At 66.7% G+C, this 21,326-nt stretch carries 21 protein-coding genes; 7 read left to right on the forward strand and 14 right to left on the reverse strand.

What is annotated here, in order from left to right; translation table 11 throughout:
- Positions 1-12 precede the first annotated feature (12 nt).
- The gene (locus tag ACFFU4_RS11050; protein ID WP_377069825.1) at positions 13-660 is read right to left on the reverse strand and encodes a sterol desaturase family protein; all 648 of its coding nucleotides are present in this window, start codon (positions 658-660) and stop codon (positions 13-15) included.
- Complete coding sequence (locus ACFFU4_RS11055) at positions 653-1,657, reverse strand: lysophospholipid acyltransferase family protein (RefSeq protein ID WP_377069826.1); 1,005 nt, start codon at positions 1,655-1,657, stop codon at positions 653-655. The genes ACFFU4_RS11050 and ACFFU4_RS11055 overlap by 8 nt, the downstream gene beginning before the upstream one ends.
- A gap of 253 nt (positions 1,658-1,910) precedes the next feature.
- On the opposite strand from ACFFU4_RS11055, the gene ACFFU4_RS11060 reads away from it, so the two are divergent.
- Together ACFFU4_RS11060 and ACFFU4_RS11065 are read left to right on the forward strand one after the other, a co-directional pair.
- A complete protein-coding gene (locus ACFFU4_RS11060) occupies positions 1,911-3,110 on the forward strand; it encodes a GNAT family N-acetyltransferase (RefSeq protein WP_377069827.1) in 1,200 nt (399 codons plus the stop codon).
- Positions 3,107-3,928 carry a nucleotidyltransferase family protein gene (locus tag ACFFU4_RS11065; protein ID WP_377069828.1) on the forward strand — a complete coding sequence of 274 codons (822 nt, stop codon included), beginning with the start codon at positions 3,107-3,109 and terminating at the stop codon, positions 3,926-3,928. The genes ACFFU4_RS11060 and ACFFU4_RS11065 overlap by 4 nt, the downstream gene beginning before the upstream one ends.
- Before the next feature lie 262 nt (positions 3,929-4,190).
- Here ACFFU4_RS11065 and ACFFU4_RS11070 read toward each other — a convergent pair whose 3' ends face one another.
- Positions 4,191-5,120, reverse strand: coding sequence for a sulfotransferase domain-containing protein (locus tag ACFFU4_RS11070; protein ID WP_377069829.1), 930 nt, complete (start codon positions 5,118-5,120; stop codon positions 4,191-4,193).
- A 177-nt stretch (positions 5,121-5,297) separates the two neighbouring features.
- Between ACFFU4_RS11070 and ACFFU4_RS11075 the strand changes: the two genes are divergently transcribed.
- A complete protein-coding gene (locus ACFFU4_RS11075) occupies positions 5,298-6,410 on the forward strand; it encodes a mitochondrial fission ELM1 family protein (protein WP_377069830.1) in 1,113 nt (370 codons plus the stop codon).
- Positions 6,411-6,431: 21 nt separating this feature from the next.
- On the opposite strand, the gene ACFFU4_RS11080 is transcribed toward ACFFU4_RS11075, so the two are convergent.
- From ACFFU4_RS11080 to ACFFU4_RS11115, 8 genes are all read right to left on the reverse strand, one after another.
- The gene (locus tag ACFFU4_RS11080) at positions 6,432-7,382 is read right to left on the reverse strand and encodes a hypothetical protein (RefSeq protein ID WP_377069831.1); all 951 of its coding nucleotides are present in this window, start codon (positions 7,380-7,382) and stop codon (positions 6,432-6,434) included.
- Between the two features lie 179 nt (positions 7,383-7,561).
- Positions 7,562-8,551 (reverse strand): hypothetical protein, encoded by a 990-nt coding sequence (locus ACFFU4_RS11085; RefSeq protein ID WP_377069832.1) that lies wholly within the window; start codon positions 8,549-8,551, stop codon positions 7,562-7,564.
- Between the two features lie 372 nt (positions 8,552-8,923).
- Positions 8,924-9,910 (reverse strand): diacylglycerol/lipid kinase family protein, encoded by a 987-nt coding sequence (locus ACFFU4_RS11090; RefSeq protein WP_377069833.1) that lies wholly within the window; start codon positions 9,908-9,910, stop codon positions 8,924-8,926.
- A gap of 1 nt (position 9,911) precedes the next feature.
- Positions 9,912-11,072: a mitochondrial fission ELM1 family protein gene (locus ACFFU4_RS11095; RefSeq protein ID WP_377069834.1), complete on the reverse strand. Its 1,161-nt coding sequence runs from the start codon at positions 11,070-11,072 to the stop codon at positions 9,912-9,914.
- Positions 11,069-12,052 (reverse strand): sulfotransferase domain-containing protein, encoded by a 984-nt coding sequence (locus ACFFU4_RS11100; protein ID WP_377069835.1) that lies wholly within the window; start codon positions 12,050-12,052, stop codon positions 11,069-11,071. The genes ACFFU4_RS11095 and ACFFU4_RS11100 overlap by 4 nt, the downstream gene beginning before the upstream one ends.
- Before the next feature lie 163 nt (positions 12,053-12,215).
- The gene (locus ACFFU4_RS11105) at positions 12,216-12,962 is read right to left on the reverse strand and encodes a sulfotransferase family 2 domain-containing protein (protein ID WP_377069836.1); all 747 of its coding nucleotides are present in this window, start codon (positions 12,960-12,962) and stop codon (positions 12,216-12,218) included.
- A gap of 8 nt (positions 12,963-12,970) precedes the next feature.
- Positions 12,971-14,257 (reverse strand): class I SAM-dependent methyltransferase, encoded by a 1,287-nt coding sequence (locus ACFFU4_RS11110; protein ID WP_377069837.1) that lies wholly within the window; start codon positions 14,255-14,257, stop codon positions 12,971-12,973.
- 311 nt (positions 14,258-14,568) lie between these two features.
- Positions 14,569-16,068, reverse strand: a complete 1,500-nt coding sequence (locus ACFFU4_RS11115; RefSeq protein ID WP_377069838.1) for a CoA-acylating methylmalonate-semialdehyde dehydrogenase — start codon at positions 16,066-16,068, stop codon at positions 14,569-14,571.
- Between the two features lie 110 nt (positions 16,069-16,178).
- Here ACFFU4_RS11115 and ACFFU4_RS11120 point away from each other — a divergent pair, with 110 nt between their 5' ends.
- The 4 genes from ACFFU4_RS11120 (at position 16,179) to coaD (ending at position 18,835) form a co-directional block, all read left to right on the forward strand.
- Positions 16,179-17,075, forward strand: coding sequence for a LysR family transcriptional regulator (locus ACFFU4_RS11120; protein ID WP_377069839.1), 897 nt, complete (start codon positions 16,179-16,181; stop codon positions 17,073-17,075).
- 110 nt (positions 17,076-17,185) lie between these two features.
- Positions 17,186-17,728 carry a cyclin-dependent kinase inhibitor 3 family protein gene (locus ACFFU4_RS11125; protein ID WP_377069840.1) on the forward strand — a complete coding sequence of 181 codons (543 nt, stop codon included), beginning with the start codon at positions 17,186-17,188 and terminating at the stop codon, positions 17,726-17,728.
- A 117-nt stretch (positions 17,729-17,845) separates the two neighbouring features.
- Positions 17,846-18,280: a CBS domain-containing protein gene (locus ACFFU4_RS11130; RefSeq protein WP_377069841.1), complete on the forward strand. Its 435-nt coding sequence runs from the start codon at positions 17,846-17,848 to the stop codon at positions 18,278-18,280.
- A 63-nt stretch (positions 18,281-18,343) separates the two neighbouring features.
- Positions 18,344-18,835 (forward strand): pantetheine-phosphate adenylyltransferase, encoded by a 492-nt coding sequence (gene coaD, locus ACFFU4_RS11135; protein ID WP_377069842.1) that lies wholly within the window; start codon positions 18,344-18,346, stop codon positions 18,833-18,835.
- Between the two features lie 167 nt (positions 18,836-19,002).
- Here coaD and gap (ACFFU4_RS11140) read toward each other — a convergent pair whose 3' ends face one another.
- The 3 genes from gap (ACFFU4_RS11140) to gap (ACFFU4_RS11150) all read right to left on the reverse strand — a co-directional run bounded on the left by gap (ACFFU4_RS11140) (position 19,003) and on the right by gap (ACFFU4_RS11150) (position 21,312).
- Positions 19,003-20,007 carry a type I glyceraldehyde-3-phosphate dehydrogenase gene (gene gap, locus ACFFU4_RS11140; RefSeq protein ID WP_377069843.1) on the reverse strand — a complete coding sequence of 335 codons (1,005 nt, stop codon included), beginning with the start codon at positions 20,005-20,007 and terminating at the stop codon, positions 19,003-19,005.
- A 90-nt stretch (positions 20,008-20,097) separates the two neighbouring features.
- Entirely contained in the window at positions 20,098-20,241 is a 144-nt protein-coding gene (locus tag ACFFU4_RS11145) for a hypothetical protein (protein ID WP_377069844.1), read from the reverse strand.
- Positions 20,242-20,310: 69 nt separating this feature from the next.
- On the reverse strand, positions 20,311-21,312 hold the full coding sequence (gene gap / locus ACFFU4_RS11150; protein WP_377069845.1) for a type I glyceraldehyde-3-phosphate dehydrogenase: 1,002 nt from the start codon (positions 21,310-21,312) through the stop codon (positions 20,311-20,313).
- Positions 21,313-21,326: the final 14 nt, after the last annotated feature.

Raw genomic sequence — 21,326 nt, forward strand, 5'->3', positions numbered from 1 at the left:
CAGGTCCGTGACCTAGGCCCTGTCCGAGCGCTCCGGCTTGGACGGGTAGGTGTTGAACACCCAGTCCCAGAACGGGGTGCTGACCCCGTATCGCCCGTCGTCGTCCGAGAAGTGATGCCGCATGTGATAGTGCTTGAGGAATTTCAGCACCGGATGGCGCATCGGGAAATGATGCGTCGCATAATGGATGTAGTCGTAGATCAGGTAGCCGATGATGAAGAACCCGGTGAACGGCTCGGCCCAGGGGTAGGGCAGGACCAGCCAGAACATCAGGTAGAGCACGGCGATGATCGGCAGCGCCCCGGCGGGCGGCATCAGGAGCCGCGTCTTGTCCTGCGGCGTGTCATGGTGGACGCCGTGGAACAGGTAGATAAAGCGCCGCGCCAGATCGGTCCGCGGCTCGAAGTGGAACAGGTAGCGGTGCAGCAGGTATTCGGCCAGCGTCCAGGTCACGAGACCGGCCACCCCGATCGCCGCCATGCCCACAAGGCCGATCTGATGGAGCGTCACCGCCCGCACCAGCAGCCAGATCGCGACCGGACCCCAGACCAGGAGCGGCACCACGGGGTGGACGTGGCTGAGTTTCTCGAGGATCGGGTTCCTGAACAGGCGCACCGATTCGTCGACGCGGTGGGCCCGGCTCGGTTGGTGGTTAGACATCGTGCTTCTCCAGAATTCCGGCGGTATTGCCCTGCCCGTCATGTAGCGCCTTTCTAGCGCGAAACACGGATGATGACCAGATTTTGCTGGTGCAAACCCACTCCCCCGGGCGGTCGGCGATCCACTCCTCGAACTTGCCGTTGATCTGGCGCGTCAGGTCGATGGCCTGATCGCCCTGGCCGGCGGCGGGATCGCCGGGCCGCAGCGGCGCGTGAAAGGATACGCGAAACCGCGCGCCGGGCAGGCGCTGTGCCTGGACCGGCACCAGCGGCGCACCGAGCCGCAGGGCGAGGCGCGCGGGCAGGGTGGAGGTGGCCTTGGTCTCGCCGAAAAACGGGATTTCCTTGCCGCCCTCGATGCGCCTGTCGGTGAGGATGCTCAGGGAGTGCCCGGATTCGAACGCCTTGAAGAATCCGCGCAGCCCGGCATCGCGCGAGATCAGGCCGCAGCCGAGCGCGCGGCGGTAGTCGCGTAATCTCCGGTCGAGCCACGGATTCGAGAGCGGCGCATACATCGCGCAGTTGGGGATGCCCAGCCGGGTGATGGTGGCGGCGACGACCTCCCAGTTGGCGATATGCGCCGCCACGAAGATCATCTGCTGCCCCGCGTCGCGGCAGGCGAGAACCTGCTCATCCATCGCGATCTCGACCCGGTCGCCCTGCGGGTCGCGGAACCTGGCCAGATGCGGAAATTCCGCCAGCACCGCGCCGGCATTGGCCCAGACCTCCCCGGCGAGATCCGCGATCTCTTCGGCGGAGCGGTCGGGCAGGGCCAGCCCGAGGTTGGCGCGGACGTGGCGGGTGCGGTTCTTCAGCACGCGGCCCAGACCCCGGCCAAGCCGCGCGCCCGCGGCCGACGCCCAGGGCAGGGGCAGCAGGCGGAACGCGCCGATCACGGACGCTATGACCGCCAGATCGAGCAGCCACAGCGCGTTGGTTGCGGTGCGGTTCTCCGCGGTCTTGTGGCGAAGGACGTTGGCGAGGATGAACTTGGCCAAGGTGGCGGCTTTCTGCGGTCGGGCGTTTTTCGTGGTGTACCGGTTAATCGGGATTCGACCTGCGTTCTGCAAGGGGTTTGTGGCGATTGACCGCCGGTTCCGGCCCACGGGTCTGTAACATTCTTACCGGTTTCGCCCGGCGGTTGTTCGGGGGGCTTGCCCTTTGTGCCCGGGATGCGGCAAGGCTGAACCGTCCGGGGCTGGCGGCGCGCAGGGGTGTCGCGGCCGCACCGGGCACAAGGAAAGGCATCCCATGGCAAGACCCGCGCCCGACAGCGCCCAGATCGAGGTAAGACCGGCGGAGACGGGCCGCGAGAGGCGCGATTTCCTGCACCTGCCCGCGCGGATCTATGCCGGCGACAGCGCCTGGGTGGCACCGCTGATGTTCGAGCAGAAGCAGCGCGTGTTCGACAACAAGCCGCTGTTCGCCCATTGCAGTGTCGCCGCATGGGTCGCCTATCGCGACGGCGCGCCCGCGGGGCGGATCACCGCGCAGCTCGACGAGATGCAGCCCGGCGACGAGGCCGGCCCGATCGGCTATTTCGGGATGCTCGAGGCGGAGGACGATGCCGCCGTCTTCGCGGCGCTCTTTGACACCGCCGGGGCGTGGCTGCGCGCGCGCGGCGCGGCCTCGGTGCGGGGGCCCTACAACCTGTCGATCAACGAGGAGATCGGCCTGCTGGTCGGCAATTTCGACGATCCCCCCTTCCTGATGATGGGCCATGCGCCGCGCTATTACGGGCCGCGCATCGAGGCGCAGGGATTCGGCACGGTCAAGGATCTGATCACCTACAAGGTGCGGCCCGATTTCACCGCCCCCGAGGTGATGCAGAAACTGGCCACCCGCGCCAGCCGCACGGTGAAAATCCGTCCCCTCGACCGCAGCAACAAGGCCGCCGATTTCGAGGCCATGCGCGATATCTTCAACGACGCGTGGTCGGACAACTGGGGCTTCGTGCCCTTTACCGAAGAGGAATTCGCCGAGACCGCCAAGGTCCTGTCGCTGCTTCTGCCGCACGACTTCATTCAGATCGCCGAGATCGACGGGCGGCCGGTGGCCTTCATCGCCGCGTTTCCCAACCTCAACGAACTGATCGGCGACCTGCGCGGGCGGCTCCTGCCGTTCGGCTGGGCGAGGCTGCTCTGGCGGCTCAAGGTCAGGGGCGCGACCAGCGCGCGGGTCGCGCTGATGGGGGTGCGCAGGGAGCACCAGCATTCGCGGCTCGGGCCGACGCTCGCCTTTCTGGTGATCGACGCGGTCCGCAAGGCGATGGTGCAGCGCGGTGTCACATCCGTCGAAATGGGCTGGGTGCTTGAGGATAACGATGGCATGAGGCACATCATCGAAGCGATCGGGAGCACCGTCTACAAGCGCTACCGCGTGTACCAGAAGGCGCTGCGGGACGCCCCGCCGCAGGACAGCGCCGCAGATGTCAGGAAACAGACGCCGTGACCGAATTTGCCTCTGTCATTCTCGCCGGCGAGCGTGCCGACCGCGATGCCCTGCGCGACGAGACCGGCGTCGCCTGCAAGGCATTGCTCGAAATCGACGGCAAGGCGATGATCCTGCGGGTCATCGAGGCGCTGGATGGGGCCCGGTCGATCACCTCGACCCATCTCAGCGGCCCCACCGAAGCCTGCGTCAACGGCGATGCCGGGCTCTCGGCGATGATCGGGGAGGGCCGCGTCGAATGGCTGCCGCCGGGCCCCTCGCCCAGCACCAGCGCCCATGACATGCTGTGCCGCTTTCCCGGAACGCAGCCGGTTCTGATCACCACCGCCGACCATCCGCTGCTGACCGCCGAGGTGGTCGATCATTTCTGCCGCGACAGCGCCGCGACCGGCTGCGACGTGGTGGTGGGGATGGCCCCCTACGATCAGGTGCGCGCCGCCTATCCCGAGTTGAAAAAGACCGTTCTGCGGTTTCGCGACGGTGGCTATTGCGGCTGCAACCTGTTTGCCTTTCTGACGCCGGACGGGCGGCGTGTGGCCGATTTCTGGCGGCAGGTCGAGCGCGAGCGCAAGAAGCCGCTCGCGGTGATCCGGCTGCTGGGGCTGTGGGCGCTGCTGCGTTACCGCATGGGCTGGCTGACGCTGGACGCGGCGCTTGCCGGGCTGTCGCGCCGGGTCGGGCTGCGGATCGGGGTGGTGGTCCTGCCCTATGCCCATGCCGCGGTGGATGTCGATTCGCTCTCCGACTATGTGCTGGTGCAGCGCTATGGCAAGGAGGCGGCGGCACGGCGCCCGGAGCCGGAATCGGGCGCGGGCTGATCGGGTCGTGACCCCTGCGGGCAGTTGGATGCGGGGTGGGGAATTAGGGCCTGTTGCGGACATTGGGGGGAGCCGCGCCGTCGCATGTCCGTCACGCAAAAGGCGTGCCGCCTATATCGGCGCACCTTCGGTGCGACGGGGCGGACATGCGATGGCGCGGCGGCCTTCGGCCTCGATTCCGCGCCGGGGACAGGCAGGCGAATGGCGGGAACAGGCCAGGACTGCGCATTGCAGCCGACCCGCCTTGACCCTCACCACCCCGTCAGGGGGCACTGTAGCCAAAGGACGGGTCGAGCACCCCATCGACCATCGCATCGACGGTCTGCACTTGCTCAGGCGTGAAATAGTCGCGATAGCCGCCGACCTTGCCGCGCCGCACCTTGAACGAATCGGGGTTGCCCTCGTCGCCCGGTTTCACCCGTTGTCCGCTGCCGCGCATGCCCTCCTTGCTGGCCTCGCGCTTCTTCATGTTCTCGTAATCGGCATAGTCGCGGGCAGCCTCGATATGCTCCGGTCGCGGGTCGAGCCCGGTAAAGGACACCACCCGCTCCAGCACCGCGGCGGGATCGGCGCGCAAATCCTCGTAGCGCACGAGCAGCACGTCCTCGCCCAGCGCGGGGATCGCGCGCGCCCAGGTGTTGAACGCCTCGACGATCCGGGGAATGCCGCAATCGGGGTTGCACACGAAATCGAAGACATCGACCTCGGCGCCGTGCGGCGGGTAGGCGTTGAGCGCCTTCTTGCGGGGCAGCATGCGGTAGCGCCACTGGAAATACTGCGACACCGCCACGTCGCGCGGGTCGCGCACCATCAGCACCAGCCTGCGGCCCTTGTAGTGGTCGAGGCTGTCGCGGTGGCCGGTATAGTCGCGGATATAGTTGTTGTGGCTGAACAGGACCTTCGGGGCCTGCGGGTTCAGCCGGTGGAAATTGTCGAATTCCAGCATGTAATCGGTGTCGAGCCCGAAATGCAGTTGGTAGAAGCGCGACAGCATCACCCGGAACCATGTCCGCCCGCTCTTGCCCCATGACACGAGCGCCCAGTCGGCCTGTTGCAGCCGGGCGTATTCCTGCCGGCCGCGCAGGTAGCGCTCGGCGGCGATCCTGCGGTGGCGCGGCAGGAAGAAGAGCGGCGCGAGCAGCAGGTGGCGGGAGGCGGCGGTCCAGGTCTCGCGGGAGGTCAGGTCGGGCATGATGGGGCAATCTGGTCAGGGATCGGGGTTTCTTGTGCCGCTCTTAGAGGGTATCTGTCCGGCTTTGTATGGGTAATTTTGTCCGCAACCGATAGCGGCGGAAAACTGCGGCGGCGTGGGCGCGGCCGGGCGGGATGTCCGGCAGCCATCCGGCCGGTGGAAAAGGGAAAAGAGCCTGTGAACGAGGGCGACGCGGGGACGGCACCGAGGGTCTGGTGCCTGCTGGGGCGCAAGGCGGGCGACAACACGCAGGTGCTGGCGCTGGCCGGGGCGCTGGGCTGGCCGTTCGAGGAAAAGCGCATCCTCGCGCGCGCCTGGGAATTGCTGCCGCATCTGCTGTCGGGGCCCACGCTGATGGGGATCGACCGGCAGGCGTCGAGCCCCCTGAGCGCCCCCTGGCCGGACCTCGTGATCAGCGCCGGGCGGCGAAACGAGCCGGTCGCGCGCTGGATCCGGGACCGGGCGGGCGGCGGCGTGCGGCTGGTGCATATCGGGCGTCCCTGGGCGCCGCCCGCCTGCTATGACCTGGTCGTCAGTACGCCGCAGTATTTTCTCGACCCGGCACCCAACGTGCTGGTCAACCCGTTGCCCATGCACCGCTTTACCCGTGAGGGGGTGGATGCGGCCGCGGCGCGGGCGGCACCGGGGCTGGCGCATCTGCCGCGCCCGTTCACCACCGTCCTGATCGGCGGCGACAGCGGGCCGTTCGTGTTCACCCGCGACAAGGCGCGCCATCTGGCGGAGGGGGTCAACCGGCTGGTGGCCGCGACCGGCGGGGCGGCGCTCGTCACCGGCAGCCCGCGCACGCCGCGCGCCGTGGCGCAGGCGTTTCTCGACGCGCTCGACGTGCCCGCGCACACCTATTGGTGGCATGACCGCGCGGACGGCGACGAGAACCCCTATGCCGCCTTTCTGGGGCTGGCCGAGCGGTTCGTCGTCACCGGCGAGAGCATGTCGATGATCGCCGAGGCGGCGAGCCTCGGGCGTCCGCTCTACCTGTTCGATCCGGGCGATCCGCCGGGGCGCTGGTGGTGCCGCGCCCATAATTTCCGCCACAAGCCGCTCAGTCATGCGCTGGCGATGCGGCTCGCGCCGGTGCGGATGCGCCGCGATATCTCGCGTATTCAGGATGCGCTGGTGCGCGCGGGGCGGGCGCGCTGGCTGGACGAGGCCGCGACGCTGGTGGCAGCGGGCGAGACCTGGTCGGAAAAGCTGCGCCCCGACCCGTCGGGCGGAGCGCAGGATGCGGGCGACAGGGTCCGCGCGCTGTTCGGACGGGCGCGGCCCTGAGCCGCGCCGCGCCGCGCGGCGTCAGGCGGCCTTTGCCAGGTTGCCGGTGCTGAGCGGATGCGCCGGCGCGGGCGGCAGGTCCGGCACCCGCTTGATCACCTCCAGCGCGTCGTGGCGGACATGGTTTTCTTCCATCTCCTTGCGCAGGAACTCTTCGGAGATCTTGCCCTGCTCGACGCATTCCTTGACCAGGCCCCAGAAGAAATTCTCCTGGTTCTTGTCGGGGTGTTCCTTGTAGTTGCCCATCAGGCCGTACTCGCCGAAGATCTTGCGGCGCAGGCGCAGCACCCAGGCCGCCGGCGGGAACAGGCGGAACCGCTCGGCCGGGCGCCAGTCCACCGGCAGGCCGGTCTTCCACGGCTGCGTCTTGCGGCGGGTGGTGTGCAGCATCTTGGTGTCGGTGGTGAACTTGTCGAAATCGTTCCACTCGTTCTCGATGAACTCGATCTTGTCGGGGTCCTCGTCGCGCAGCCCGATCCAGCGCGAATAGTCGTGGTCGCCGTCGAACATGGCGTTGAACTGCTCCTCGACCTTCCAGTGGGTCAGTTGCGCACAGTCGAGCAGCATCACCGAGCTGGCATAGGCCTTGTCGATCAGGCCCTTGGTGCCCGAGCGCATCCGCGCCATGATGGCGTTGCCCTTCATGTCACGGTTCAGCAGTTCCCAGATGTCGGCACAGGCGAACACGTCGGGGTCGATGACCACGGCGCGGCCCTCATAGCCCATCAGTTCGGGCGGCATGAACCGGGTCGGGGTAAAGGATTGCAGGTCCTCGTTGAGCCACACGCGCCTGACCCCGTCGCGCGTGTATTCCTGGCCCTCGCGGGCCATGAAGAACGGGTAGTCGCGGCTGTTGACGAGCTGCACGTCGAACTTGTCGTTATTGGTGGAGTACCGGCGCAGCGCGTGCTCTGCGACGATGGCCCCGACGATCTGCTTGTGGTTCGTCTGGATGAAAACGGCGTGTTTCATGGTTCTGATCCGCACCCTCGGTTCTGATTGTGTCCGGCGCTCTATACATGAGATCGGCACGGGACGCCATGTGCCGGAGACAAGATCACCGGCGATTCCGGCGGCAATCGCATCACGATGCCGCCTCGAAACGTCGTGAAACTGTCATCGTGTTTCAGGCATGCGCGGATTCCCGCGTGTCAGCGGAACACGCCGCGCCGGTAGAGGCGGCGCATGAAGCCCCAGATATGGATCAGCGGGCGCCGCCGGACCTTGTCGGGGATCACCACCTCCTGGCCGGAATGGCGCGACAGCTTCCACGCGAGGTAATCCAGCCCGCCCTCGAAGGTGAACAGCCCCTTGACCAGCCGCGCCACCGACAGCGCCTTGCCCTGCACCCGCCGCACGGCCCACAGCAGCGGGGCGGCGCGGCGCGCGCGCGCGGTGGCATGGCTGCGATAGACGAGGGTGCCGTCGTCGCGCGTGTCCACCTCGAGCAACCCGCCGAGACGCGGCTCGAGGCACCGGGTCAGCGCCGCGAAGAACGCCTCGCCATGCCCGGCGAGCTCGGCGGCGCGGCCCCGCCGTTCGGCGCGCAGCTCGGTGGCATAGCTCAGCGCCAGCGCCCCCTGCCACAGATCCGCCAGCCGCCCCTCGGGCGGCAGCGCCGGGATGGCGCGGCGCAGCAGCGTCTCGCCGGCGCGCAGAAACGCCGCGTCGAGCCGCGCACGCGTGGCGGGCGCGTCGCACCAGACCGGCTTCACCGGCTGTGCGAAGCGCCCCCAGAGATAGGAATGGAACCAGCCCGGACCGGTGCCGCGCTCGAATTGCGCGAGGCTCAGGACGGCGTATTTGCAGCGCACGGTTTCGCCGTCCAGCGGGGCCTCGAGGTAATAGACATTGGGCGGCAGGATGCGCCCGCCGAGCCGCAGCCACAGTCGCGGCTCGGCGCGCGGCGTGTCCTCGACCAGCACGTAGAAATCCACCAGCCCGTCCAGAAGATCGGCGCTGCGCAGGCACGAGCCATAGAGGATGACCGCCTGAAGCCCGTCGCCGAACCGCTCTTGCAGCGCGGTCACCAACACGCGCAGGGGGGCGGAGGTCTCGGGCGTCGGGCCGTCCGGGGCGGGATACTCTGCCGGGATGTGCTGGCCGGTCATGGAATGCGCGTGCCTCGCATGGTGGATCATCTGCCTCGTATATGCCCGCGGCGGGTGCACAGACAAGCGCCGCACCCGCTGTGTCCGCCTGACCGACGAAAGGCACGCGGCTGCCGTTGGCGCACCGCCGGTTGCGTGGACGAGAGGGGGCAGGCGTGCGGGGTGGTGCCGTCCGTGGGCGGGGGTCTTGGCGGGGGTGGATTTGGTCAGGAGCGGTCGTTGCTGTGAGCCGCGCCATCGCATGTCCGTCACGCCAAAGGCGTGCCGACTGTATCGGCGCACCTTTGGTGCGACGGGGCGGACATGCGATGGCGCGGCGGCCTTCGGCCTTGATTCCGCGCCGGGAGCAGACGGCCAACGTCCCCTCCAGGCCAGAACCGGCCGACAGCCCCGCACCGCCCCCTATCGCGGCCGCAGGAAGCGCAGCGGTCCCTCGGCGGTGACGACCAGCGGCACATCGGGACCCGCGGTGGCGAACAGTTCGCCGTCGAGGTTGACCTCGCCCTCGAAGGCGAGCGCGATCCGCCCGGCGCGAAAGCTCTCGTAGCCGTTTTCGGGCGTCACATGGCGGTTGGGGCGGCCGCGCAGCACCGAAGGGAAGGCGCGGGCGAAATGTGCTGCGCCGCCGCGGATCGCGGTCAGGCCGACGGGGGCGTCGGCGCGGTTCCAGAACGGGCGAATGCCGAGGAAAAGCCGTTCCAGCGTGCTGGCCACGAGGATCAGCATCGGGGCCTCGTCGCGGCGGATGCGGGTGTCGTCCGCGCCGGTCATCTCCATGCGCACACGGGTGGGCTGGTAGAAGGCCGGGTCGCGCCGGATCAGCCCCCAGACCGACCGGATCAGCGTCATCCCCATGCTCAGCTCGCCCCCCAGCCCGCGCGAATGCACATGGCTGTGGGCGAATTGCGTGGCCTGCATGATCGCCCCGGTGCCCATGAACATGCCGTGGCGGACCTGTCCGTCGGCGGCCCCCTCGACGCGCATGACATGGCGTGCGCGGATGTCGCCCGCGAGCGGCGCGCCCCGGTCCAGCCAGCGGCAGAACCGCCGGAGCGCGCGGCGGTGCGTCGCGGCGACGCCGATATCGCCCGCAGTCATGTTGGCGGTGCCGCCGGGCAGGACCACGATCAGCGGCAGCGCGTCGGCGGGCCAGTGACCGAGGATCATGCCGAGGGTGGCGGCGATGGTGCCGTCGCCGCCGTTGATCGCCACCACATCGGGCCGGGCGCGGACCAGCGCGGGCATCAGCGCCGCGGCCTCCTGCGGCGAGCGGGTGACATGGTGCGTGACGAACCCATAGGCGGCGAGGCGCGCCGCGACCCGGTCCTGCCATTTGCGGTTGTTGCCGCTGGCGGGGTTGCTGATCACGCAAACGCTGGTCTGGTGCATCTCAGGCCCCGCGCAGGAGCGGGTCGATCCGGCGCAGGATGTGCGCCACGTCATCCGCCGTCGCCGCCGATACCCGCTGGTCGCCGGTGCCGCCCGCCCCGTCCGGCCCGTCCGCGCCGGCCCAGCAGGCCAGACCGCGGTCGATCAGCGCCTGGTGGAACCGGGGAAAGTGCCGGGTCTGCTGCATCAGCCGCAGATGGTAGAGCCCGCGCGCCGCCGTCAGGCGGGCGCGCTCGGCCAGGCGGTCATCGCGCGGCGGCTGAAACATCCACGCGGCCGCGCGTCGGCGGGCATCGTCCACCCGACCCAGCCAGCCGAACGGCAGCGGCAGGATTTCCAGCGGTTTGCCCAGCCGGGCGACCTCGACCTGCATGGAAATGCTGTCGCCGGTGACGACGAACCGGTCGGCCAGCGCCAGCAGGCCGGTATAGGGGTTGCCGCCCTCGGGACGGGCCCAGTCGAACACGCGCAGGCGGTCGTCAAAGCCGCGCCGCACCCGGTCGAGGAACCCCGGCGGCGTGCGCCGGGAGCCCACCAGCCAGGGCGTGCCGCCATCGGCCAGAACCCGCGCGATGCGCGCGTGCAGACGGGCCCCGGTCTCGGCGTTGTAGACATAGGGGCTGGTCGGCCCGCCGATCAGGACCGCGACCAGCGGCCGGGGCAGGGGGGCCAGCGTGCCCTCCCATTCGGCGCGCCCGGCGGCGAGCCGGTCGGCGCTGACCTGCATCAGCGGCAGGTCGATCTGCATCACGTTGCCGAACGGCGCGGGCAGCGTCTCGGAACTGGTGACGATCAGGTCGAAATGCGACATGTAATGCGTCAGCCACCCGGCGGGCTTGCCCACCAGAACGATCCGCGTGCGCCCGCCCGACTGCGCCTTGATCCACAGCGCGGCATTCGATGGCCGCCGCCCCCGGGTCAGGATCAGGTCGGGCCAGGGCGGCTCCAGCGTGTCGCTGCGGCTGGGGTCGATGTGGTGCAGGCTCGGGCCGACGCGCGGCTTGCCGTGCACGTATTTCGGCAGCATCTCGAGGTGGCGCAACTCGGATGTCCAGCCGCGCGCGCGCTCCAGCGCGTCGGCGATCACCTCGACCTGGGCGTTGTCGCCCCGCTTGTCGCCGAGGACGCGCCAGATGCGGGGCGGTGTCCCGGCCCGGCTCATGCGCGCGCGCTGTCGGTGTCCCGGCCCGCGCCATAGCCATAGACCGGGTCCAGCCGCGCGGCCAGCATCGCGTCGATGGCCTCGATCTGGTCATCCTCGAAATAGTCGCGATAGCCCCCCACCTTGGCGCGGCGGGTCTTGTAGCTGTCGGGGTTGCCCTGGTCGCCGGGGGCCATGCGCCCGCCGCTCATGCGAAAGCTGCTGTCGGCCTCTTTCTTCTTCATGTTCTCGAACGAGGCATACTCCACCGCCTCGCGGATGCGCGCGGCATCGGCGGGGATGTCGAGAAAGTCGGCCACCCGGGTCAGCGCCGTCTCGGGGTCGGCGCGCAGGTCCTCGTAGCGCACCACCTCCAGCCCGCGCAGCCGGTGGCGCTCGCTGGCCCAGAGGTTCATGAACCCGATCACCTTGGGCATCCCGCCGCCCTCGTGCATCACGAAGTCATGGAGCGAACACTCGGCGCCGTGGTCGGGATAGTCGTTGAGCGCCTTCTTTTCAGGGCGCATGCGGAATTTCCACTGGAAGAACTGCGACACCGCCACGTCGCGCGGATCGCGCACCATCAGGAGCACCTTCTTGCCCTCGAAATCGGCCTTGCTGTCGGTGTGGCCGGTGTAATCGCCGATGTAGTTGTCATGGGTAAAGAACACCCTGGGCACACGGCCATCCATGTTGTGGAAATTGTCAAAGCCGATCAGCGTGTCCTCGGGCAGGTCGTAGACCTGCTGATAGAGCCGCGAGACCATCACCCGCAGCCACGTCCGACCGCTCTTGCCGAAAGAGACGATCACCGCGTCGGCGCGCCGCAGGCTGCGATACTGCTCGCGCCCGCGCAGCCGCCGCTCGGCACGGATGCGCGTCTCCCGGTCCGCACCGGTGAGGTTGAGCCGCAGCCTGAGCAGCAGGTGATGCGCCTTCTTCAGGACCGTCTTGGCGGCCTGCGGAAGGGAAGCGCGGAGGACTTTGAGCGTGTCGGTCATGACAGGAGCGGCCCCGTGATGTCATCAGGAATGCGTGGGAGACGCCCTAGTCTCAAAGCCGCCGCGCCGCAAGCGCTGCCTTGTCGGGACGGGCCGCGCACCCGCCGATGCTGACACATTGTTTCGACCGGGCGGTCCAGCGGCGTTCAGCCGCGCGCGGCGATCATTGCGGAACGACCTTTTCGTAGCCGAGCAGGTCGAAATCCCGCGCATAGATCGCGTTTACCTTTTCGGTCCGCTCCGCATCGCCCAGAATGTCGTCGACGGTGATGACCGGGGTGCTCGCGTTGTGCCGCTCGGATGCATCGAAGGTCAGATCGTATGTGTCCTGAAAGTAGCGTGAGAACTCGTCCAGGGCCTCGACCCGGAAAATCCTGTCCGCCAGAAGATCGCCCGCCTCGCCCATCAGCCAGTCGGTCTGAGGGTTGGTCTGCGACAGACCTGCCCGGTTGTACATACCGACCGGAGGGCGCAGGAAAACCCGATCCAGAAACCGATCGAACCCCTCGCCATCCAGCAACTCGCGCCGTGTCGAATAGTTGTAGAGCGATGCCACCCGCGCATAGGGGTTGCGGACGAAGGAGAACTTGAACGCCCGGTCGTGATAGTCGCCGCTGACGATGCCGGACTTGAGCAGGGACAGGTAATGGATATGGTCGAAGGTCACCGATCCGCGGTTCCGGAACGACATCGCGTGGTTGACGGTCTTGAGCTTGCGCATCCCCAGACCGGCATTGAGAAAGCTGAACACGCTCGACCCGGCGGTTTTCGGGATCCAGATAAAGACCATGTCGGGGCTCTTCGAGAACAGCCGGTGGGCAGGTGCCGGACGCATCATGCCGTAAACGGCGTTTGCCAGGCTGTTGACCCCGTCCTCCGTGACCTTTCGCTTCAGGTATCTCTTCAGCATATTTCGACCTAAACCGGGGCTTCGACCGAATACGTGTCGCGGATGTGTTTTCTGGCGTCTTCAATCGTTTTACACTTGGTAAGACGCCGTCCGTCGGGGGTTTCACCAAAAACGTAGAGAGTCACCGAACTATCGAGCCCTTCCAGATAATCAAGCCAGTCACCGTACAGGTTCAGCAGATAACCCGGCTCGCCGAAGCGCTCGGACTGCTCGCGATGAAACTGAGATCCGTCGCCCGTCTTGTTCTTTATCTCTGACTCGTAGATTTGATGCTTCAGGGTTTCAATCGAGGGCGCGACCAAGACCGCATCGATCGTTTTCGAGCACTCGATCACGGAGGTCGCAGGGTCGCGTTCGAAGGAATGGAGGTTGAACTTTTCCACAAGCGAAAGGTCGTAGTGCATCAAACACTCGGACGTTTCCTGCGCCGGAAAGACGGAATTCAAAGGCTTACCCCAGAGCTTTGCCGGATTCACGAATGGTATATCAGAGCAGTCGTCGTAACCGAGGTCCCCGGAAAACTCGTTTTGCCTGACCCTTTCGCAGAACGTCGATTTTCCGGAACTGTTACAGCCCGCCACCAGGACCATTCTGTCAATGGAAAGTTTCTTGCAATCAAGAATGAACCGCCCCTTGAACTCGGATGGGTAGCGGTCGATGCGCCAATAGCTCATCAAATGCTTTGACAATATGTCTGTCAGTGCACGTTCCGAGAAAAAATATGTCTGGCTCAGGTCTTTGGGATGGCATGGGCCAACATAAACAGCGGGGCTCCTCGAAAAAAGAAAACGGGACAATGAGCCAAGTTTGAGTTTCTTGGCGTCGCGCCGGTTCAGAGAGGCCGCCTCGATAATCAGTCGATGCTTTACGCGCTTTGTGAGGGTCCTGAGGATACCGATCGGATCCCGAAGATGATGAAGAATGTTCAACAATAGAACGACATCAAAGTCTTCCTCAAGCCTGGTACTTTCGATATCCTCGCGCCGGTACTCCGGTTGTGGTGAAAGCTGCAAAATCTCCGAAATAACTCCAGCCTGGCGAATTCGGTCGCGATTGAGCTCAAGGCCCACCGCCCTTTCAGCACCATTTTGAAGCGCCGCCACGCACATCTGTCCCAGGAAGGAGCCGACATCGAGCACGCTCCGGCCCTTGATACTTTCAGAGAACAGGATTTCCTTTATCTGACCCCGCGGGTGTCCCGGTGTTGAGTATCCAAATGGAAGGTCGATTTTCTGATATCGAAGTTGTTCTTTTGAGAGAAACTCCTCAATATCCTCCGGTTTGTAGATTTTCATTTATTCTACCATTGCCAATTGGATCATATCATGACGGTCAAGGCGTCTGACCAAGCGCGTTCAAACGCACGATCGCCGCCGAATGGCACGGACCGGGGCCGGGGTCAAGATGGCGGGGGTGCGGCACAGCCGTCGCGGGCCGTCTTCGCCAGGGCCGCGCGCCGGTCCCGGATGGCGGCGCGGTGCGGGGCGTCACCGGACCCGCGGCCCGCCGGTCGGGCCCCCCCGTGCAAAAAGGGGGGCACCGTCACGGTGCCCCCTCGTGAACCTCGCGGTTCGCCGGCTGAACCTGCAGCTTCGCGCGCTGCGGCTCAGTCCATCGCCCTGAAGTTGAACTCGCCGCCCTCCTTGATCCCCGACGGCCAGCGCGACGTCACGGTCTTGGTGCGGGTGTAGAACTTGAACGCGTCCGGCCCGTGCTGGTTGAGATCGCCAAAGCCCGATTTCTTCCAGCCGCCGAAGGTATGATAGGCCAGCGGCACCGGGATCGGCACGTTGATCCCCACCATCCCGATGTTGATTCTATTGGCAAAATCGCGCGCGGCGTCGCCGTCGCGGGTAAAGATCGCGGTGCCGTTGCCCATCTCGTGATCCATCGCGAGGCGCAGCGCCTCCTCGTAGCTGCCCGCCCGCACGGTGCTGAGAACAGGCCCGAAAATCTCCTGGCGGTAGATGTCCATGTCCGGCGTTACGTGGTCGAACAGGTGCGGTCCGACGAAAAACCCGTCCTCATAGCCCTGCAACTTGAAGTCGCGCCCATCCACAACCAGTTGAGCTCCTTGGGAAATTCCGCTCTCGACCAGCCCCAGGACACGGCGCCTCGCCTCGCCTGTCACCAGCGGGCCGTAATCCACGTCATCGCCCGCCGTCCACGGCCCGACCTTGAGGTTCTCGATGCGCGGCACCAGCTTTTCCACCAGCCGGTCGGCGGTCTCGTCGCCCACCGGCACCGCCACCGAAATCGCCATGCAGCGCTCGCCCGCAGCCCCGTAGCCCGCGCCGATGAGCGCGTCGGCGGCCTGATCCATATCGGCATCGGGCATCACGATCATGTGGTTCTTGGCGCCGCCAAAGCATTGAACACGCTTACCATTCGAGCAGCCACGGCCATAGATGTACTCGGCGATCGGGGTCGAGCCGACGAAGCCGATGGACTGGATGACGGGATCGTCGATGATCGCGTCCACCGCGACCTTGTCGCCGTTCACCACCTGCAAAAGCCCCTTGGGCAGCCCCGCCTCCTCCATCAGTTCGGCCAGCATCAAGGGCACCGAGGGATCGCGCTCGCTGGGCTTGAGGATAAAGGCATTGCCGCAGGCCAATGCGGGCGCGAACATCCACATCGGGATCATGGCCGGAAAGTTGAACGGGGTTATTCCTGCCGTAACTCCAAGGGGTTGGCGCATGGAATACATGTCGATGCCGGGCCCGGCGCTGTCGGTGAACTCGCCCTTGAGCATCTGCGGCGCGCCGATGCAGTATTCCACCACCTCCAGTCCGCGCTGCACGTCGCCCTTGGCGTCGGGAAAAGTCTTGCCATGCTCAGAGCTTAGCGCCTCGGCGAGCTTGTCCATGTCGCGGTTGAGCAGGCGGACGAATTCCATCATCACCCGCGCGCGGCGCTGCGGGTTGGTGGCACCCCATTTGGGCTGCGCCGCCTGTGCGGCGGCCACGGCCTGCGCCATTTCCTCGGGGCTGGCCAGCGGGCAGCGGGCCTGCACCTCGCCGGTGGCGGGGTTGAACACGTCCGTGTAGCGCCCCGATGTACCCTTGACGTGCTGGCCGTCGATGTAGTGGGTGAGTTCTTTCATCTTCATATCCTCCTGGAGTGGGCGTTGGATGCAGGGTAGCCTTGCAAAACTCGACGTAAAAGGGGCAATACTCCAATATTGATTTGCATTATTGCAAAGGAGGCGGCCTCTTGACCCCGCATTGGGACGATATGCGCATCTTTCTCGCCGTCGCGCGCGCCGAGAGCCTGTCGGGCGCCGGGCGGGTGCTGCGCATCGACCCGGCCACCGTTGGCCGCCGCGTGGCGCGGCTCGAAGAGACCCTCGGCGCGCCGCTCTTTGCCAAGTCGCCCACCGGCTATGCGCTGAGCGAGGCGGGCGCGCGGCTGATGACCCACGCGATCCGCGCCGAACAGGCGATGGAGGCCGCCACCCACGACCTCGGCGGCGAAACGGGCGGGCTTGCCGGGCAGATCCGCATCGGCGCGCCCGATGGCTGCGCCAATTTCGTGCTGCCGCAGGTCTGTGCCGCCATCGCCGCCGACAACCCCGATCTCGAGATCCAGATCGTCGCGCTGCCGCGGGTGTTCAACCTCACCCGGCGCGAGGCCGACATGGTGATTGCCGTGAGCCCGCCCACCGCCGGGCGGCTCTCGGTCCAGAAGATCACCGACTATCGCCTGCACCTTGCCGCGACCGCGCGTTACCTGTGCCAACATCCCGACATCGCCCGGCTCGAAGACCTGCGCGCGCACCGCATCGTGGGCTACATCCCCGACATGATCTTCGACCGCGAACTGGATTATCTCGGCGAGGCGGGGATCGACCGGGTGGATCTCGCGTCCAACTCGGTCTCGGTGCAGCTTCACCTCGTGGCCCGCGGCGGCGGCCTCGGCGTGCTGCACGATTTCTCGCTGCCCTGGCTGTGCGGGGCACGGCGGGTACTGCCCGAGCAATTCGCGCTGACCCGCAGCTTCTATCTCGTGCGCCACGCCGACGACCGGCGGCTGGAACGGCAGAACCGCTTTGCCGCCGCCCTCGTCGATGGCCTGCGGCAGGAGGTGGCCCGGCTCGAGGCAATGGCTTGACCGGTACGCGCCGGACATCCATCCTGGTCGGGAACCGAAAGCGCCGTTGAGAGGGATCAGGTTCGGTCGGGTCGCAGCGGGCATGCGAGGCAGAGCGGGAGCGTTGTGGTGTGGCCGATGTCAGAACGAGCGAGAGCGACCCGCTTCGGATAGCCGAAATCTCCGTCACAAGCGGTTGCCTCGGCCTGACGCTTTGCCCCGGGAAACGCACCGCGAGCCTGTATGGAGGTCGTTGGGAACGCGATCTTGACCAGGATGTGGCGGCCATCCGCAAATGGGGCGCGACCCGCGTCGTGACCCTTGTCGAGCGTGACGAACTGGCCGCGCTCGGCGTGCCGCAGCTCGGCGCGGCGATGCGGGCGGCGGGGCTTGGCTGGCATCATGTGCCGATCCGGGATGCAAGCGTGCCGGGCACGGCGGCGATGACGGATTGGCGCGCGCTATCGCCCGTGCTGCATGCCGGTCTTGAACGGGGCGAGCGGCTGTTGCTGCATTGCAGAGGCGGTCTTGGACGGGCCGGGACCATGGCGGCGCTTCTCATGGTCGAGCGCGGTGCCGACCCTGCGGCCGCAATGTCTGCCGTCCGTGCCGCGCGTCCCGGAGCGATAGAGACCCGCGAGCAGGAGACATGGCTTGGCCAGCAGGCATGCTGATTGCCGATCCGCGGCTTTGCCACTCCGGCGCGTCGAGAGGCCATGGCGCAGGCTTGACAGGAATTTTGTTGTGCCTCACGCTTTGATCACGCAATTTTCATTACGGAGGGCGTCGCGATGCTGGTCCAGCAGATTCTGAAATCCAAGGGCGATGACGGGGTCATCACCGTCACGCCCGACACGCCGATCTCGGAGGCCGCAAGCATCCTCGCCGAGCGCCGGATCGGCGGGCTCGTGGTGTCCGCCGATGGCGACTCGGTCGATGGCATCCTGTCGGAGCGCGATATCGTGCGCGCGCTGGCGGTGCGCGGCGGCGGCTGCCTTGCCGAGACGGTGAGCGAGATGATGACCCGCAACCCGGTCTGCTGCGCCAGGCAGGACACCTCCGACGCGGTGCTCGCGCGGATGACCGATGGCCGCTTCCGCCACATGCCGGTGGTCGAGGAGGGCAGGCTCGTGGGGATCGTCACAATCGGCGACGTGGTCAAGGCGCGGCTCGACGAATTGTCACTGGAAAAGACGGCGCTTGAAGGGATGATCATGGGCTACTGAGGGGTTGCATTCGGGCGCGCAATATCGTTGCGTGCCGCCGTAAGGCAACAACGGAGCGGCCCGATGCGCATCGCCCTCTATCCCGGCACCTTCGACCCGATCACGCTGGGGCATATCGACATCATCCGCCGGGCCGCCATGCTGGTGGATCGCCTGGTGATCGGTGTGGCGATCAACCGCGACAAGGGGCCGCTCTTCACGCTCGAGGAACGCGTGGCGATGATCGAGGCGGAATGCGTGACCCTCACCCGCCTGACCGGGACCGAGATCGTCGCCCACCCGTTCGACAACCTGCTGATCGACTGCGCCCGCGACGTGGGAGCGCAGATTATCGTGCGCGGGCTGCGGGCGGTGGCGGATTTCGAGTATGAATTCCAGATGGTGGGCATGAACCGCGCGCTCGACAACACGGTTGAGACGGTGTTCCTGATGGCCGATGCGGGCCATCAGGCGATCGCCTCGAAGCTGGTCAAGGAAATCGCGCGGCTGGACGGGGACGTGTCGAAATTCGTCACCCCGCCGGTGCGCGAGGCGCTGATCGCGAAATTCGCCTGAACGGCGGGGCGGTTCTGGCCTGTTGCTGTCGTTGGGCATGATGTGATGAGCCGCGCGAGGGCCCGCCCGATGGGGCGGTCGGGCGCTCGCGCGGCGGCGTGCAAGCACGCCTTGATTCCGCGCGGGGCAGAAGGCGAATGGCAGCAACAGGCCAAAACCGCCCCGGTTCAGTCCGCGCGCCGTCCCATCGCGGCGGCCACGTCGAGCATCCGGTTGGAAAAGCCCCACTCGTTGTCATACCACGCCAGCACCCGGCAGAAATTACCGTCCATCACCCGCGTCTGATCGGTGGCGAAGACCGCGCTCAGCGGGTTGTGGTTGAAATCCGACGACACCAGTTCGCGGCCCGTCACGTCGAGCACGTCCCGCAGCGGTCCTTGCGCCGCTGCGCCGATGGCGGCGTTGATTTCGTCCGCGCTCGTTTCGCGCGCTGCTTCGAAGGTCAGGTCCACCGCGCTCACGTTGGGGGTCGGCACGCGGATCGCGGTGCCGTCCAGGCGCCCGTCGAGATCGGGCAGCACCAGCCCCACGGCGCGCGCCGCCCCGGTTGTGGTTGGGATGATGTTGAGGCCCGCGCCGCGGGCGCGGTAGAGGTCCTTGTGCATCCGGTCCAGCGTCGGCTGATCGCCGGTATAGCTGTGCACGGTGGTCATGAAGCCGCGGGTGATGCCCATGGCCTCGTGCAGCACCTTGGCCACCGGCGCGAGGCAGTTGGTGGTGCAGGAGCCGTTGGAGACGACGATATCGTCGGCCGTCAGGCTGTCATGGTTGACACCGTAGACCACCGTCCGGTCCGCCCCCTTGGAGGGGGCCGAGACGAGCACCCGGCGCGCCCCGTTCTTCAGATGCCGCGCGGCGGCGTCGCGGTCGGTGAACAGCCCGGTGCATTCCAGCACGATGTCGATGTCGGACCAGTCGAGCGTTTCGGGATCGCGCCCGGCGCTGACGCGGATCGGGCCGCGGCCCGCGTCGATCGTGTCGCCCGCGACCGTGACGGCGCCGGGAAAACGGCCATGCACGCTGTCGAATTCGAGTAGGTGGGCGTTGGTCTCGACGGGGCCGAGATCGTTGATCGCGGCGATCTCTACGTCGTCGCGCCCCGATTCCGCCAGTGCGCGCAGCACATTGCGCCCGATCCGGCCAAAACCGTTGATGGCCAGTCTGAGTGCCATGATCGTCCCTCCGGAGTTGATAGCGCTAACAGTCATTTGCGAACATAAACGAAAGCGCAAAGCTGTCAAGCGCGCGCCATTCGAGCGCGTTCAGCGCCAGAATGCCAGGTATTCGATCAAAGCCATCAGCTTGCGCGCGAGAAAGACGAGGCCGGATAGGTCATTGCGCAGCGCGTCATGCGCCACTCCGCCGAGGATCAGCAGAACCAGCACGATGGCGATGCGGTTGGTCATCGGGTCGTTCCTGACGAAATGATCCCGCCGGGTATGCCCGACGGGACCGGTTCGTGCAAGCGCGCGGCGTTACTGCAGCCGTCCCATCGCCACGGCGACATCGGCCATGCGGCAGGAAAACCCCCATTCGTTGTCATACCACGCCAGCACCCGCACCAGCCGTCTGCCCGTCACCCTGGTCTGATCGGGCGCGAAGATCGAGCTTTCCTCGGTGTGGTTGAAATCGACCGAGACTTTGGGCTCGGGATCGTAGGCGAGGATGCCCGCCATCGGCCCGGCGGCGGCGGCGGCCACCACTTCGTTGACGTCCGCCGCCGTCACGTCGCGCTCTGCCACGAAGGTCAGGTCCACGGCCGAGACATTGGGCGTGGGCACCCGGATGGCCGAGCCGTCGAGCCGCCCGGCGAGATCGGGCAGCACCTCTCCCAGCGCCTTGGCCGCGCCGGTGGAGGTGGGGATCATCGACATCGTCGCGGCGCGGGCGCGGTAGAGGTCCTTGTGGCGGCGGTCATGGGTGGGCTGGTCGCCGGTATAGGCATGGATCGTGGTCATGATGCCCGAATCGATGCCGATCCCCTCGTGCAGCACCTTGGCCAGCGGCGCGAGGCAGTTGGTGGTGCAGGACCCGTTCGAGATCATTCGTTCGCCGGGCTGCAAGAGGCCGTCATTGACGCCGTAGACCACGGTGCGGTCCACGTTCTTGCCGGGGGCCGACAGCAGCACCTTGCGCGCGCCGCGCTCCAGGTGCGTCCGGGCGGTCAGCCCGTCGTTGAACTTGCCGGTGCATTCCATCACCACGTCCACGCCGTCCCAGTCGAGGGCGGTCATGTCGTAGGTGGAAAACATCTCGATCGGGCCGCGGCCCAGGTCCATCGTGTTGCCCTCGACGGTGATCGGGTGGGGAAAGCGGCCATGCACGCTGTCATAGCGCATCAGGTGCGCCGCCGTGTCCAGCGGGCCGGTGGCGTTTACCTTCACGACCTTGATATCGTTGCGCAGGCTCTCGGAAACATGCGCCAGAGTGGCGCGACCGATGCGGCCGAAACCGTTGATGCCGACGGTGATGGTCATTGGGCTCTCCTGAT

Source organism: Roseovarius ramblicola (assembly GCF_042430665.1).
Lineage (GTDB): Bacteria > Pseudomonadota > Alphaproteobacteria > Rhodobacterales > Rhodobacteraceae > Roseovarius > Roseovarius ramblicola.